The organism is Flagellimonas pelagia (genome assembly GCF_003584135.1).
Classification (GTDB): Bacteria; Bacteroidota; Bacteroidia; order Flavobacteriales; family Flavobacteriaceae; genus Flagellimonas; species Flagellimonas pelagia.
In genome coordinates, this window is record NZ_QXFI01000029.1 from 14043 (window position 1) to 30682 (window position 16640).

The window sequence follows — 16640 nt, forward strand, 5'->3', positions numbered from 1 at the left end:
AACACATCACTGTACCACTTTGATCCAATTCCCTTTGTTTCGTGCTTGGTAGTTGTTGTCGTACATGGCTTCTACTTGGGCTCCCGGCAAATAATAATCGCCCAGGAAAGAAGCATTGAGTTTAACGGTAAATGTGGCCGACTTCCGTGCCCCAAGGTTAAAATACAAATGGGTGCGATCGTCACGGGTATCCATATAATCCGCTTTTGTTGCATTCGGATTGTCCCCACCTGCAAAGGAAGTGTCCACAATCTCCCAACCACTGGGCACAATATGCGTCAATGCCAGATTATCGATGTAGTCGTTAGAGCTGTTGAATACCGTAATCTCCGCTTGGAATTCCGTTCCTTGTCGTAATTCGGAAACATCTAATGTATTCCCCAAAGCATCTTTATATACTACATTGAGGTTGAGGTTTTGTTGTTGTGCTAACTCTTGTCCCACTGGCAATTTTCCGGTCTGGGTCAGGGTGGCATAAACAGTATTCCCCTGTTTGTTCGTTACCTGTATTTCATTTTTGAAGGAGGTGATGGTGAGCCCTCTTTGCGCAATTGCTCTATCTGTTTTTACTGAAATTTCCTTTCCGTTGTTGGTATAGGTAAGGTCGATGGATTTCCCTCCGTTTTTCATCACCATTTTGGAAAGGGACAATAAGGCAAATGCTGTTTCCTGCGTACTGTACCAATTCTGGGAAGAAAGGTCCTTGGCAAGGGAAATGGACAAATCCCTTTGTTTGGAATTCCCTAAGATCACCATCGTTTCCAACGCCATGGCCCTACTCCTGAAAACGGAACCATAGGTTCGGTAGTCATAGTTGGTTGGAGTGAAGTTGATATTGGCCTTTTGGGCGATCTCTTGGGCCACTTCTTTTTTCCCGGCCAGTGCATATGCAGCGGCCAAACGCCATTTGGCTTCATTGCTCAAGTTTTTGGCTTCCCGAAGTCGGTTCATTGCAGCCAACTCGGGCTGTTGCGCCAAAGCCAAGGTGTACAGGCGATACGCTTGGGAAATATCATCGTTATAACCAGAGCTTTGATTGCTCCATTGACGGGCTGCCGTCTTTTGATATTTCAACCAATTAGTCAAGAACGTCAACGGTAACTGATAGCCCTGTTGTTTGGCTTCCAGCATAAAATGACCTGCGTACGAGGTGCCCCAATCATCAGCATGGCCATAACCAGGCCAATAGCTGAGTCCCCCGTTCGGGGTTTGGAAATCGCCCAGTTTTTTGATGGCCGCTTTTACGTTTTTCTCAATCTCCTTTTTCTTTTCAAAAGTGATATCCAGCACATCGGCCAAATACAATTGTGGGAAAGCCGCCGAAGTGGTCTGTTCCACACAACCATGGGGATATCTCAACAGGTAATCCAATCGCTTGCTGAAATCCATAGGAGGCAAAGTGGAGAATTCGATAAAGGCTTCATTGGTGCCAGAAGTACCAAACGTTTCAAAAGGAATGGTCATGCTACCATTGGCATCAATGGTATATAAATCACTTTTGGTGGTGATGGGGTTCGGGTTTTCCACATCGATCTCCGTTTTGCTGCTCGCACTTTCCCCGGCACCACTTGCTGTTACGGTAATGGTCTGGAATGAGGAAGCGGGCTTCACCTTAAAGTCGAAATTCACGATCTGTTCCCCAACGGCATTGAACGTGATGTTCTTGGTTGTTTCTCCAATAGCCTCCAAGGCCTTGCCTGCATCGATGGAAACTTTTACATTTTTCACTTTGGGTTCCATGGCAAAAACGGTAACCGGAATGGTCACGGTTTCTCCAGGGGACAATTTTCTGGGGATGGACGTCAACACCATCAAAGGTTTACGCACCGGAGTGGTTTTTTCGGCATTGCCATAAGCACTGTTCAAGTTACCGGCAACGACCATAGTACGTACAGAACCTACATAATTGGGCATTTCAATGGTGTGGGATGCTTTTTCGCCAGCCTTCAAAGTAAAGGGACCCAAATAGGTGACCACAGGCTTGAAACGTTGGGCCTTGCGGTTTTTCGCCCCAGCCCCGATGCCACCCCCACCGATGGCGTAGATATTGTCCACGCTCACGGAGTAGGCACCCATCACATCATCAAAAATATCGAAGGTCTTTACCCCCAATGCTTGTCTTGCATAAAAGGAGGCATGGATATCTGGGGTCCTAAAACGCGTCAGGTCCAAAAGTCCGTCATCCACTACGGCCAAAGAATAGGTCATGGGTTTTTTGTTGGCCTCGGAAACCGTAACTTTAAACGAAGATTCGGGTTCCAGTACTTCGGGCATCGAAATCTGTGGTTCCAGCAACGTGGCCGGGTTCTCCACCAATAAGGGCACGACCCCATACAATCGGATAGGGAGGTCGTTGGTTGCCTGTCCATGCGGTTGCAATAAGGAAATGTTGATGTAAGTATTCGGGGCCATTTCCGCCGTAATGGGAATGGAGGCCTTGGTTTCCTTGGCACTGGTCTCGATCCACTGTTGGGACAATACTTCGGTTCCGTTTTCAATGCTGATCAAAGCCCTTCCGCCTCTATCCGATGGGAAAGTGATAGTAGCCTGTTCACCCAATTTGTAGTTTTCCTTATCCGCAGAAAACACCAAGATTTTGGAACTTTCAGAATCTCCCGATGGTCTTCTCCACCAATTGCGATAGAAATAAGCCGTGCGACCCGTGGCATGTCCTGCTTCGTCGATCACTCGGATGAGAAAACGTCCGCCATCATCATCGGGTACATTTAGGTTGAAGTTGGCCTTGCCATCCGCTCCGGTGGTCACGGTCATTTCCTTGAACGGACTGTGAACAGAAGCATTTTCATATCGGGATAGGTTATCGTACCCACGGTTCCACCACCAACGCCATTCAATTTTGTACACCTGTACTTTCAGTTTTCGGTTACCGGATGGCTTGCCTTGGTCGTCCACGGTAATGACGCCAAAGGTGTTGTTCTCATCGGTCATGAAAGAACCATATTGTTTGGCCTCTGGAGAACGCAATCCCACAAAATAGGGATAGGGTGCCAAATTTTTGGTGAACACGTCAATAGAAAAATCCCCACCACCTTCAAACACCTTGGTAGTGAACGTTGCTTGAAGCATACCGGGGGCATTGCCATTCACATTAATTTTTTCGTTGATGTCCAACTCACCGTTTGCATCCAATTTGGAAGAGATCCATTGCAGTTCGGTATCATAGAAGTCGCGTGCAGGGTCTTGGAACACATAATCCTTCAGCTTTGGGAACGCATTGGAAGCTTTGCTCAAGTTGGCATTGATATCGATTTTGAGATTACGTGCGGGAGCACCGTGCAACCATTGAACAATGGCTTTGCCACGGTTGTTCGTGTTGGCCTTCAACACTTCGTCATCAAAAGAAAAATCCACTTTTAGCCGGTTTGGTTTTACCGTGGCCACTTTCAGGGATTTGTTGAACTGGGCACCGCCCACAATAACTTTGGCCGACCAATTTCCCGTTGGGGCATCGGCTTGAGTCGGAATAGGGAAATAATAGAAATTTTCCTCTTTTTTGGCGAATAATCCTTCCGAAACGGGAAGGGTCCCCTCGGTCAACACATTGCGCTGCACCAACTTTCCGCGGGCATCACTCACTTCTAAAGTAACAGGGTGACCCTTGGGCAATGGGTTTCCTTTATCGTCCAGAGCAAAGGTCAGATGGATCACATCCCCAGGACGGTGAACCCCTCTTTCGGTATACAGAAACCCTTGAAGGCCCCGCTGCAATTCTTCGCCAGAAACGTCAAATGTACTCAAGGACAGTGCATTACCATCAGCCAGTTTGGCATAGGCAAAATTGTTGTTCTTTTCAGCTACGGCGAATGCCACGCTCTTTTCCCCATCGTATACCGCAAATCCAGAGGCATCCGTAGTCACCTCTCCCAACAATTGCTGCTGATAGTTGTAGAGCTTGATGTTGGTATTGGCCTCGGGCTTGGTGGTCAGCAAATTGGTGGCCGCTAAATGGTAGGAACGGTTGTTCCCTTTTTTCACGATTAAGCCAAGGTCGCTGCCCAAAAGATTGGTGGAAACAATCCTGTCATAATTATAATAGGCCTGATGACAAGGATTGTCACGATTCTCCCAGTCGTACTCATAGTCCCTCCAATAATAAATTTCATTGTCCCAATAGCGTTCTTCCAAAGAATCTTCATCCGTACTGGACGTATAGGTTTCCGTTTGATCTTCTGTGGTTTCAGAGCCATCACAGGCGTAGGTGGTATGCTCTTTCTTAAAGCTGAACTCAACGCGGTAAAGGGAGCCGGGGTGGATTTTGATCAAGCTTGACAGATCAAGGGCATGGGCCTTCCAATAGCTGCTGTTTTCCTCCCCATTTTCTGCCAAAGGAATTACTTTGTAGGCCACCCTTCTTCCCACAGGCCGTAGATCGGGGCTATAGCTTTCCGTAAGATTATTGTTCTGCAGGTATTGCAGCATGTTGTTCTCATACACCTGTATCACGCGCACTTCCACCGCGGAAAGGTTTACAGTCTCAAAATAAATAGGGGTGGAAGCTGCATTGGGTAAAATGGTCCCTTTGGAGATCAATCGTACCGCTGGTTTAAGTTGTTCAAAGGAAACCAGTTCAGAAAAGGTGTTCTTGAGGGTAAAGCCATATTCACTTTTGATTCCTTCGAAAGCATTTACCCGTACCTCTCCCAGAATACGGTTGGAGGGGTAGACCTTTAAGACATTACCATTGATCTCGTACCGAAGGCTCTCCGCATTTTCTACGGTCACCAATCCGTTAAGGTTTTGATTTTGTTTTAGGGGTTCCGAGAAATTCAGGGTCAGCACGGCATTGGGTGATGAGGTGGTCTTGGCATCCACTACCACAAATTTGTTCAATCCAGGGATGGTATATTTTTCAGAACCTTCATTATCGATACCGAGCGCCTTTCCGCTCCATTCAATGGTAAGTTCGCTATCATCCGTTTTTCTGGAGATGCTATCGATCTTAAAGCTGAAATATTGGGTATTCTCCGAGGCGTTGTCCCATTTTACGGGAACTTTTTTATCCCCTTGCTTTACGGACAGAATGCCCTCCATTTTTGAAGCGTCCAAAATATCCGAAGCATCCAACGTACCCGTCAAGTATTGCCATTCCTTGCTATAGGACTGTAGGCTTCCCAAGTTGATCTTGAAGTTGGGTGCGATGGTCTTGAAACTGAAGGTGTATTTTTTAAAATCACTGTCAATGTTCTCAAACAATTTGTTGAGGGACAGGGTGACCACATATTCCGTGTTCGGTTTTAAATATTCCGAAGGTTGAAAGGTCAGTTCCCTGCCATTTTCGATGACCAATTTGCCATCCACCTTTGGTGATATCTGCAAATATTCCTTGGGCAGCTCTTGGTTGAGTTCGAACTGCTCCAACTGTTGGGCAAGAGCAATGGTGATAGGGGTCGAAATACTTTGGTTGCCATGGGTGTGGTAACTAATGTAATCCTTGAACTTAAAGAGATTGTCCGTTTCGGGGACTTCTCCCTTTTTTTTACAGGATACGACTAAAATCAGGAAGGAAAACAGGGTAATTTTTAAAAACCGGGACATGGCAAAAAGTGTAATTAATTAAACTATAGAATTGGTACAACAATATAGCCAAAAATAGGTACGGGGACCCGGTAAGTTGATGAATGGGGTGTTAGGATTTACGAATGTTTTTTTAACAATGGATGGCCTCCGGGTTATTTTTATGATTTTTTTAAGCTCTTGGTCAATTTTCATTGAAATTTTCTCAAAGTTTCGTTAAAAGGATCGCTATTAAAATTTCAATGCAATACTTTGGTTCACTGCTAAGTCAATCAAAAAACAAACTGCCATTTGAAAAGATATTACTTCTACCTCGTTTTTGTTTCCCTCTTTTTTTCTTTTTCCTCAATGTCCGGTCAAGAATTTTTGGTCAAGGGTAAAATTGTGGATGCCGCTACGGGAAACCCCATTGAAGCGGCTACGGTATATGCCGAGACCATTAAGGACAGTACCTTGGTCACCTACACCATCACCAATGCGGATGGACTTTTTGCATTGGAAGGAAAGACCGCGTACAAAAGACTCCGGCTGGCCTTTTCGTCCAACGGTTACCAATCCGTGGCCCAGGAAGTGGAACTGAAAACCGAGGTCAACCTTAGTGTTATAAAGCTGGAAGAGCGAGTGGAACAGCTTGCGGGCATCGATGTGATTGGGGAACGGGTTCCCATCACCATTAAAAAAGATACGTTGGAATTTAATGCAGACTCCTTTAAGGTCAGGCCCGATGCAACCGTGGAGGATGTGCTCAAAAAACTGCCGGGAGTGGAAGTGGATAGCGATGGAAAGATTACGGTCAATGGCAAGGAGGTGAACCAGGTGCTGGTGAACGGGCAGGTATTTTTTAGCACAGACCCAAAAGTGGCTACAAAAACCCTGTCCAAGGATGTCATCAGCAAGATTCAGATTACCAACACCAAGACCAAGGAGCAAGAATTTGTGGGGGAAGAAGGTGACGGCGAGACCAAGACCATTAACCTAACCCTCAAGGAGGACAAAAATAAAGGCTATATGGGCCGATTGTCCGGAGGGTATGGTACAGACGACCGTTATCAGGCCAATGGGTTGCTCAATTATTTCAACGATACCCAACGGATCAGTGTCTTGGGAAGCTCCAATAATATCAACAACCCAGGATTCTCGTTCGATGAAATCTATGAGATGGTGGGCAATTCCCGTGGAAGAGGCTTTAGTTTTAATAATAATGGAGGATTTGCCATTGGAAACCTCTCCTTCGGATTTGGACAGGGCATTACCACATCTTCTACCTTGGGGGCAAGCTATGCCGATCAGGATAAGGGCAAGTACAAGACTGATGGCAACTATTTTTATGCCTACAGCGATTCCTATAACAATGAAAAAACGTCTAGGGAGAACATTTTGCCCGATGGAAGTTATTTTACCGATACTGAATCCAGTTTTGTAGGCTCCACCATTTCCAATCAAGGGTCCGCCAATTTGGAATTTGATGTGGACAAGACCACAAGGATCACCATTCAGCCCAGTTTGAGCGTGAACAATACCAGTTCAACGGATTCGGATAATACGGTCTCTACCGATGAAGATGGGAATTTGATCAACAGTAGTACCAGTCTGCAGACCACTGACGGTTTCCAGCGAACCTTTAGCAATCGGCTCGAGATTATGAAAAAACTGGATACCTTGGGCAGTTATGCCCGGGTCTATTTTGATAACAACAATCGGGTGAACGATTCCGAGTCGTTTCTGAATGCACAACGCAGTATTTTTGGGGACAATCCAAGCGAACAGGTACAAGATCAGCAAACCACCATCGATAATGCCAATGATTCCTACGAGTTGGGTGCATCTTACCGACATGCCTTGAACAAGGACCTCTATCTGGATTTTAGATATAGCTACAACAACAATGAACAGAGCAACGAACGATCTGTTTCAGATTTTGATGAGGTAACCGGGGACTACGTCTTCAATTCCTCCTTAAGTTCCGATTTTAATTTCAACGTGGACAAACATGTTCCAGAAGTCGGATTTGGATCCAACGGAAAAAAGTTCCGATTCAACCTTAGGGCAAGGATTGAGCAGATTGGCTTGGACAACGAGGATTTCATTCAATCAACTACCTTTTCAAAGGATTATAGTAATCTTTTGTTCAACTCGTACGCCAACTACGATATTGGAAACGGCAAAAGGTTTAGTGCCCATTATAACACCAATTTGAATGTACCTTCGGTAAACCAATTACAGCCTGTTCCCAATGTGAGCAATCCGTTGAACATTATTGTGGGTAACCCCAACTTGGGCCCTGAGATTACCCATAATCTCTACCTGAACTACAATAATTACAATTGGAAAGACCGTACGGGAATATTTTTGTACTCTGGAATGACCTTTGAAAAGGACAAGATTGTTTCCAGTACAACGACGGATGAGAACTTTATCCGGACGACCAACTATCAAAATGTGGCAGGAAACTATAGAGGATGGGCCGGAATAAGTTATTCGAAACAGATCAAAAAGGATAGCCTATACACTTTGAAGTTTACTATCAATCCATATGCCAATATCAGTAGACAGGTCGGATTTACCAATGGAAGTAGGTTGGAGGCCAAAACACTGAACCTAAATCCTAGGATTGGTCTTATGTTCAATTACAAAGAGATGATAGAATTGGAGCCCGAATACAGATTGGGCATCAACGCTACCCGTTACAATCTCGACAATGTGAGTGATATTGATTACATTACCCATAACCTGGCCTTTAAATTGACGACCTTTTGGCCAGAAAATTTGGTCTGGGGGAATGACATTACCTACAGTTATAACGGTAATTTGGGCGCTGGGTTCGACAAGGATGCCGTTTTTTGGAACATGAGTTTGGGACTTCAAATGTTCAAAAAGAAGGCTACTTTGAAAGTATTGGCCTTTGACCTGCTCAACCAGAACATCAACTCACAACGAACTACGGGACAGGATTTCATCCAAGATTATCAGGGAACCGTGCTAAAACGTTACTTTATGGGAAGCCTTACCATCAAATTTGATTCCTTTGGGGGTAAAGGTGCTCCGGATAAAAAGGGAGGCCCTAGGTTTATAAGGTTTTAATACGCAAAACCTAATCGATATAAAGGACAATATTCAGGGGGAGTGTTCCGTAATGGGAAAAATCGTTGGTATAAGTGGTGATTTCAATATCATCGATTTCAGTAAAAGGTCCGCAGCATTCACCCTCTAAATAACTCGTGTTAAAGGAAATGGTAAATGGTTCCCCACCCTCAAAAGTGATGTCGAAAGATTTGTTGCCATAATTGGCTGGGTTCACATTGAAGTATAAAATTGTTCCCATTTCCGTATTTTCTACGATTGAGTGGGTAATCTCATTGGTACCATCGTTTATCAAAACGGTTTCACTTTGGACATCTCCATTATCTAATAGGTTTTCATCTGTATCGGCATCTAAAAACAGGATATAGACAGTGTTGTCTGCTACATCGCAATCGACTAAGGAACAATCAGGGAGTTCCGTTTTTGAATTGCTGCAGGATAAAATAAATAGGGTAAGGAAGAATAGGGCGGATTTTTGAAGCATCAAAGTTTTTAACCGAAGATGATAAAGTATCCAATGGGTTGCTTTTCAATTGCTTAAAGGAAATTTACCAACCTCCCGAGGCTCCTCCGCCTCCAAAGCCGCCTCCGCCGAAGCCGCCACTAAAACCACCTCCGCTGAAGCCTCCACCGCTGCCAAATCCACCGGAAGAACCAGAACTTCGACCCATATTGCTCAAAATAATCATATCCCAAATATCAAGACCGCCGCCCCTGCGACCACCTTTGCCACCGCCACCTTTGTTTTTTCTACTCCAAAGGATAATCAGAATCACTATAAAAATGATGAATGGAAACAGGGTTTCAAAAGGGAATCGGGTAGAATTGCCAAAGGTGCGGTCCTCGCTGAACTCCCCTGTCAATACTTTAAAAATAGCGTCGGAACCTTTGTCAAGACCGGCATAATAGTCTCCTTTTTTAAACTCGGGGATGATGATGGATTCGATGATACGTTTGGACATCAAGTCGGTAAGGGATCCTTCCACCCCATAACCCGTATTGATGGCAATCCTCCGGTCATCCTTCGCCAAAAGAACCAGAACCCCGTTGTCCTTGTCGGCCTGACCAATACCCCATTTGTGGCCCCATTGGGCTCCAAGATAAGTAATGTCCTCCCCTTCCGTGGAACCTATAATGGCTACCACAATTTGGGTGGAAGTGCTATCGGAATATCGAATAAGTTTTTGTTCCAAAGCCCTTTTTTGGGAATTGGACAGAAGGCTTACATAGTCGTACACACTGGTCTGTACCTTGGGTTTTTCGGGTATGGTAAACTGCCCCCAAGCCAATGAGACACATAAAAATGCCAGTATGAAACTACCCTTTGGAAATGGCATCGCTCAGTTCATTGGTATCGTTCTGGTTCCATGGAAAATGGGACTGCAGTTCCTTGCCCGCCATTAAAACCCCTTCAACGATTCCTTGTTTAAAATTTCCTTTTTTAAAATGGGAAGCCATCACATCTTTGGTAGTGTCCCAAAAACCTTTAGGTACGGCTCTGTCAATGCCTGTATCCCCATAAATGACGAATTTTTTATCGTCCACGGCCACATAGATCAACACACCATTGTTTTCCTTGGTGTTATCCATTTTCAAAAAGTGGAAAATTTGCTGGGCCCTGCTAAAATGGTCTATTTTGGCAGAGGCCTCAATATGGACCCTGATTTCGCCGGAAGTGTTCTTCTCGGCCTCAACAATGGCATTGATGATGTCCTGCTCCTCCTCGGCACTCAAAAATTCCTCTACGTGCGACATGTTCGACATGCTTAATTGAATTCAAAGTTCACATCGGGGGCATTTTCTGCTCCTGGTTTGGAAGCGAAAAGTGCCATAGGGTCAAAATTGCCTAAACTAGCCACAAAATTGGTGGGTATCTGTTGAATCTTGATATTGTACTCCCCGGCCAAATCGTTAAAACGGTTTCGCTCTACATTGATTCTATTTTCAGTGCCTTCCAATTGGGATTGGAGTTCCAGGAAGTTTTGGTTAGCTTTTAGGTCAGGATAGCGTTCCACCGTGACCAATAATCTGGATAAGGCAGAGGAAAGGCCCGCCTGTGCTTCTTGAAATTGAGCCATTTGCTCCGGGGTGATGTTGTTCGCGTCTATAGTGGTGGAAGTGGCTTTTGCTCTTGCCTCGATAACTTCCGACAAGGTAGTACGCTCAAAATCGGCAGCTCCTTGCACGGTTTTGACCAAGTTCCCGATCAGATCGCTTCTGCGTTGATAGGAACTTTCCACATTGGCCCATTGCTTGGTCGCTTGGCCTTTCATATTCACAAGTTTATTGTTGGTGCTTACGTACCAACCGCCAATAAGCACTGCGATAACAATCAGTACTATAATGGCGATGATGCCTTTTTTCATTTTCGTATGGTTTTAGTGTTTTATAGTTGTTCCTTAATTTTCAGGAGTTCTGCCTTTACTTTTTCCAGTTTTTGGATGACTTCAAAAGTGGAAAGCGCCTTTTGCTTTTCTTCTTTCAGATGGGTCTTGGCCCCTTCCAGGGTAAACCCACGTTCCTTCACCAGATGGTAGATCATTTGAAGGTTCTTGATGTCCTCAGGTGTAAATTTTCGGTTACCCTTCGCGTTTTTTTTGGGTTGTAGCACATCAAACTCCTTTTCCCAAAAACGGATCAGGGAGGTGTTCACCCCAAAGGCGTTGGCTACTTCACCAATGCCATAATATCTTTTTTCAGGAAGCTCTATGTGCATTAATCCAAGGATTGGTTCTCTTGATTGGCATGTTTGAGCATGTTCTCAAACTCTTCTGCTGTCAAACTTCCGTAGTAGAAGTTAATGGGGTTGATGCGTTCCCCGTCCTTAAAGATCTCGTAGTGCAAATGCGGTGCTTCGGAACGACCGGTGCTGCCCACAAACCCGATGAGGTCACCACGTTTTACCTTTTGGCCCACGGTAACATTGTACTTGCTCAAGTGGCCGTACAAGGAAATATAACCGTACCCATGATCGATTCGGATATGTTTGCCATAACCCGAAGATTTGTTGTCGGCACGTGTGATCTTCCCGTCTCCAGAGGCATAAATAGGAGTACCCCTTGGTGCGGTAAAGTCCATGCCCCAGTGCATTTTACGTGCCTTGGTAAAAGGGTCGGAACGCCAACCGTAACCTGATGCCATTCTTGTAAGATCTTCGTTGTTAATGGGTTGTATGGCCGGAATGGCCGCCAATAATTTTTCTTTCTCTTCGGCCAGTTTAGCGATTTCGTCCAACGACTTGGATTGGATTACCATTTGTTTTTGAATGATATCCAACCGTTTGGTGGCATCAATGATGATTTCCGAATTGTTGAAACCTTCCAGGGATTTATATCGGTTGATTCCCCCGAAACCAGCCCTGCGCTGTTCCTCGGGAATCGGATTGGCTTCAAAATACAATCGGTAAATATTGTTGTCCCGGTCTTCGATATTGGCTAAAACCTGCTCCATCTGTTGCATCTTCTTACTCAAAATATCGAACTGGAGTTCATAATTCCTCACCTCGCGCTCCAAGGAAAGTTCCTTGGGGGTGTTCACCCATCGGGTGTTCAACAGGATGATGAGTCCAAGAAAGCCGAACAGTGCGGAACCCAATACAAATAGCAGGACATTCCTGTATCTTTTGGATTTCTTCGGTTCGATCTTTCGATAGGAAAGGGTGTCCGGGTCGTAATAGTACTTAACTTTAGACATGAATGGATTTTATCCTATTTTTGCTCACTCTTTTATCAAAACAGACAAATATAGAAATTGTTTTGCTTTAAGTGTTAAATTTAAGAAAACCCTAGGAATTCAATGACATCCCAAGAAGTTAGAGCCCAGTTTTTAAACTTTTTCAAAGAGAAGAACCACAAGATCGTTCCATCGGCCCCCATGGTCATGAAGGACGATCCCACCTTGATGTTCACCAATGCGGGCATGAACCAGTTCAAGGAATATTTCTTGGGAAATTCCGTGGCCAAGCACAAGCGTTTGGCCGATACCCAAAAGTGTCTACGCGTAAGTGGCAAGCACAACGATTTGGAAGAAGTGGGGAAGGATACCTACCACCATACCATGTTCGAGATGTTGGGCAACTGGAGTATCGGGGATTATTTTAAAAAAGAAGCCATTCAGTGGGCATGGGAATTGCTCACCGAAGTATACAAAATAGACAAGGAAAGCCTATATGTTTCCATTTTTGAGGGCAGTGAGGACGATGGTTTGCCATTGGACCAAGAAGCCTATGATCTTTGGAAGGCCATTGTGCCCGAGGACCGTATCATCAAAGGGAACAAAAAGGATAATTTTTGGGAAATGGGCGATCAGGGACCTTGCGGACCTTGTTCCGAAATCCACGTGGACATTCGTTCCAAGGCCGAAAAAGCAAAAATTCCGGGAGCCTCTTTGGTGAACCAAGACCATCCACAGGTAGTGGAAATCTGGAACCTCGTTTTTATGCAGTTCAACCGAAAGGCCAACGGAAGTCTGGAACCTCTCCCTGAAAAGCATATTGATACGGGAATGGGCTTTGAGCGTTTGTGCATGGTGTTGCAGGGGGTACAATCCAATTATGATACCGATGTATTCACGCCATTGATCCGAGAGATTGAAATCATTACAGGACACAAATACGGCAAGGATGAAAAAACGGATATCGCCATTCGGGTGATTGCCGATCACGTTCGCGCGGTTTCGTTTTCCATTGCTGATGGACAATTGCCCAGCAATACAGGAGCTGGTTATGTGATCCGAAGGATTTTACGACGCGCCATCCGATATGGTTTCACGTTTTTGGATACCAACCAACCTTTTATCCATCGATTGGTGAAGGTATTGGGCGAACAAATGGGTGCAGCCTTCCCAGAGTTGAAGGAGCAAAAACAGCTGATTGAGAATGTGATCAAGGAAGAGGAAAGTTCCTTCCTGAGCACTTTGGAGCAAGGTCTTGTACTTTTGGATTCGGTCATCAAATCGGCCAAGGAAAAGACCATTGATGGCGAAAAAGCTTTCGAATTATATGATACTTTTGGTTTTCCTATCGACTTGACCTCCCTGATTTTGGAGGAAAAAGGATATACGTTGGATGTGCAAGGTTTTAACAAGGCATTGAAGGCGCAAAAAGACCGTTCCCGTGCTGCATCCGAGGTTTCTAAGGATGATTGGACCGTGTTGATGACGGATTCAGAACAGGAATTCATCGGCTATGATAGTCTTGAAGCTAATGTGAAGTTGGTGAAATACCGAAAGATCAGTAGCAAAAAAGAAGGAGATCAATACCAGTTGGTGTTCAACCTCACGCCCTTTTATGCCGAAGGCGGAGGCCAAGTGGGGGATAAAGGCTATTTGGAAGCACCCAATGGTGATGTCACCTATATTGTGGACACCAAAAGGGAAAACAACGAGATCGTACATTTTGCGGAATCACTTCCTGATAACGTAAACGAGACTTTCAAGGCGGTAGTGGACCATAAGCAACGTTGGAGAACAGCTTGCAACCATACCGCCACGCATTTGTTGCACCAAGCCCTTCGAGAAATTCTGGGTCCCCACGTGGAGCAAAAAGGCTCTGCGGTACATTCCAAATACCTGCGTTTCGATTTTTCGCACTTTGCCAAATTATCTGTTGAAGAGTTGCGAAAAGTGGAAAACTTCGTCAACGCCCGTATTGATGGACATTTGCCTTTGGAGGAACACCGGAATGTACCCATCAAACAAGCCATGGAAGATGGTGCTATGGCCCTTTTTGGCGAAAAATACGGCGATACCGTACGTACGATCCGGTTTGGACAATCCATAGAACTTTGCGGGGGTACCCATGTGAAGAACACGGGTGATATCTGGTATTTCAAAATTGTGTCCGAAGGTGCCGTGGCAGCGGGTATCCGAAGGATCGAGGCCATCACTTCCGATGCAGTGAAAGAATTTTACTTTACGAACAACCGCATGTTGTTCGAGATCAAAGATCTTTTGCACAATACACCAGACCCAGTCAAAGCCGTGGCGAGTTTGCAAGATGAAAATACGGCGCTTAAAAAACAAGTGGAGCAGTTGTTGAAGGACAAGGCCAAAGGGTTGAAAAATGACCTGATTGCCGAGTTGAAAGAGATCAACGGAATCCAATTCCTTTCCAAAAAAGTGGATTTGGATGCCGCGGGTATCAAGGATTTGTCCTTTGAGATAGGAGGACAAATAGATAACCTCTTCCTATTGCTTGCTTCCGAAAATGAGGGCAAGGCCTTGTTGAGCTGTTATATTTCCAAAGAATTGGTAGCTTCCAAAAACTTGAACGCGGGAACCATTGTCCGTGAATTGGGCAAATACATCCAAGGCGGTGGTGGAGGCCAACCCTTCTTTGCAACCGCAGGGGGTAAAAACCCTGCTGGAATCCCGGAAGCTTTAGATAAAGTGAAGGCATATATCTCTTGATGGAGCTACAGACCAAAGTACCCTTACAACCCGCAGATCATCCCATCGATTATCAGGGAAAAGTGTTGTTGTTGGGTTCTTGTTTTGTGGAAAACATGGGGGACAAGCTGGAGTATTTTCAGTTTCCCCAATACCAAAATCCTTTCGGGGTGTTGTTCCAGCCTTTGGCTTTGGAAAATTTGGTAAAGCGTGCTTTGGAAGGTACTTATTACCATCCAGATGAGGTGTTTTGCCAAGAAGGTATCTGGCGTTGTTTCGATGCGCATTCCGAGGTCCGTTCCGATGACCAAAAAACCTTGGTGGAACTGCTCAACCAAAGGTTGCGACTTACCAGACAATGGGTGGAAAGTGCTTCACATATCATTATAACACTCGGGACGGCTTGGGTATACGAGCATAATGCTTCCCAAAAAATAGTGGCCAACTGCCACAAGGTGCCCCAAAGGGGATTCACTAAAAAACTGATTTCAGTAGATGCCATCCAATCTAGTTTGGAAAATCTGGTGAGTTTGATTGGCAAGGCAAATCCAATGGCAAACCTCATTTTTACGATTTCCCCGGTTCGGCACCTGAAGGATGGCTTTATGGAAAACCAACAGAGCAAATCACATCTGATTGCGGCATTGCATCAAATCGTGTCATCTCGAGCGCAGTCGAGAGGTGTGTCCTACTTTCCGGCTTACGAGATCATGATGGACGAACTTCGTGACTATCGTTTTTATGCCGAGGATATGGTACATCCCAATGACCTGGCCGTGGATTACATCTGGGAAAAGTTCAAAGCGGTCTGGATTTCTTCCGAAGTTCACCCCATTATGGATGAAGTGGAAAGCGTTCGAAAAGGGTTGCAGCACCGCCCTTTTAACCCAGGATCGGAGGCGCACCAGAAGTTCAAGACATCGCTCCGGTCAAAAATTACGTATCTTCAAGAAAGGTATCCTTTCATGAAATTCGAATAAATGAAGAAAATATTCATTGGCGCTGTAATTGCTTTGGCTTCGGTTTTGATCTATAGATCGTGCACCGACGATAGGCAACAAAAGACCATTCTGCAGGAGAATTCCATGCTGATCCAGCAGGAACTCAAAAACGTTTCCAAGCTGATCGTCACAGAAGGTCATTTTGCCGAAGTCTACAATTATAAGGACTCTCGGGAACTTTTTGGACCGCTGGTTACCGCCCAGAAAAAAGCGTTGGTGGTGGTGAATGCAGAGGTAATGGTGATGTATGACCTTTCCCAGGTCACCTATGATCTGGATGAGGAAAACAAGATCGTTAAGATCACGAACATTCCGGAACCTGAGATCAAGATCAACCCCGATTTTGAATATTATGATGTCACCGCGGATTACCTCAATCCTTTCAATGCGGAAGATTACAATTTGATCAAGCGCAATGTAAACGCTTCCTTGATGAAAAAAATTGATGCCTCCACACTGCGATCCAATGCCGAAAACCGCTTGGTAAGCGAACTTTCCCGAATTTTGGTGCTTACCCATTCCATGGGTTGGACCTTAGTTTTTGAGGATACTCCGGTACAGAATATGGAAGAATTGGATCAAATTTTGGATTGAGTTGTCACATTTTCCATTTTTTTGCGTCTTTATATTTCATCA

11 protein-coding genes are annotated in these 16640 nt (G+C 45.0%); 4 read left to right on the forward strand and 7 right to left on the reverse strand.

The annotated features are described in order from the left end of the window. Nucleotides 1–6 precede the first annotated feature (6 nt). Complete coding sequence (locus D2V05_RS12690; protein WP_119648021.1) at nucleotides 7–5556, reverse strand: alpha-2-macroglobulin family protein; 5550 nt, start codon at nucleotides 5554–5556, stop codon at nucleotides 7–9. 270 nt (nucleotides 5557–5826) lie between these two features. On the opposite strand from D2V05_RS12690, the gene D2V05_RS12695 reads away from it, so the two are divergent. Then, nucleotides 5827–8616 (forward strand): outer membrane beta-barrel protein, encoded by a 2790-nt coding sequence (locus D2V05_RS12695; protein ID WP_235855456.1) that lies wholly within the window; start codon nucleotides 5827–5829, stop codon nucleotides 8614–8616. 10 nt (nucleotides 8617–8626) lie between these two features. Here D2V05_RS12695 and D2V05_RS12700 read toward each other — a convergent pair whose 3' ends face one another. The 6 genes from D2V05_RS12700 to D2V05_RS12725 all read right to left on the reverse strand — a co-directional run bounded on the left by D2V05_RS12700 (nucleotide 8627) and on the right by D2V05_RS12725 (nucleotide 12309). After that, the gene (locus D2V05_RS12700) at nucleotides 8627–9100 is read right to left on the reverse strand and encodes a hypothetical protein (RefSeq protein ID WP_119648023.1); all 474 of its coding nucleotides are present in this window, start codon (nucleotides 9098–9100) and stop codon (nucleotides 8627–8629) included. A gap of 64 nt (nucleotides 9101–9164) precedes the next feature. Beyond that, nucleotides 9165–9953: a TPM domain-containing protein gene (locus D2V05_RS12705; protein ID WP_119648024.1), complete on the reverse strand. Its 789-nt coding sequence runs from the start codon at nucleotides 9951–9953 to the stop codon at nucleotides 9165–9167. Next, nucleotides 9934–10371 carry a TPM domain-containing protein gene (locus D2V05_RS12710; RefSeq protein ID WP_119648025.1) on the reverse strand — a complete coding sequence of 146 codons (438 nt, stop codon included), beginning with the start codon at nucleotides 10369–10371 and terminating at the stop codon, nucleotides 9934–9936. The genes D2V05_RS12705 and D2V05_RS12710 overlap by 20 nt, the downstream gene beginning before the upstream one ends. A gap of 11 nt (nucleotides 10372–10382) precedes the next feature. Further along, nucleotides 10383–10982, reverse strand: a complete 600-nt coding sequence (locus D2V05_RS12715) for a LemA family protein (RefSeq protein ID WP_119648026.1) — start codon at nucleotides 10980–10982, stop codon at nucleotides 10383–10385. A 20-nt stretch (nucleotides 10983–11002) separates the two neighbouring features. After that, a complete protein-coding gene (locus D2V05_RS12720; protein WP_119640027.1) occupies nucleotides 11003–11332 on the reverse strand; it encodes a MerR family transcriptional regulator in 330 nt (109 codons plus the stop codon). Beyond that, nucleotides 11332–12309 (reverse strand): M23 family metallopeptidase, encoded by a 978-nt coding sequence (locus D2V05_RS12725; RefSeq protein ID WP_119648027.1) that lies wholly within the window; start codon nucleotides 12307–12309, stop codon nucleotides 11332–11334. The genes D2V05_RS12720 and D2V05_RS12725 overlap by 1 nt, the downstream gene beginning before the upstream one ends. Nucleotides 12310–12411: 102 nt before the next feature. Here D2V05_RS12725 and alaS point away from each other — a divergent pair, with 102 nt between their 5' ends. Genes alaS through D2V05_RS12740 form a run of 3 tightly spaced genes read left to right on the forward strand, consistent with a single transcriptional unit; the run spans nucleotide 12412 to nucleotide 16598 of the window. Then, nucleotides 12412–15024, forward strand: a complete 2613-nt coding sequence (gene alaS / locus D2V05_RS12730; protein WP_119648028.1) for an alanine--tRNA ligase — start codon at nucleotides 12412–12414, stop codon at nucleotides 15022–15024. Beyond that, nucleotides 15024–15983, forward strand: coding sequence for a GSCFA domain-containing protein (locus D2V05_RS12735; RefSeq protein WP_119648029.1), 960 nt, complete (start codon nucleotides 15024–15026; stop codon nucleotides 15981–15983). Before alaS ends, D2V05_RS12735 begins: the two co-directional genes overlap by 1 nt. Next, nucleotides 15984–16598: a DUF4230 domain-containing protein gene (locus tag D2V05_RS12740; protein WP_119648030.1), complete on the forward strand. Its 615-nt coding sequence runs from the start codon at nucleotides 15984–15986 to the stop codon at nucleotides 16596–16598. It abuts the gene before it with no gap. Nucleotides 16599–16640: the final 42 nt, after the last annotated feature.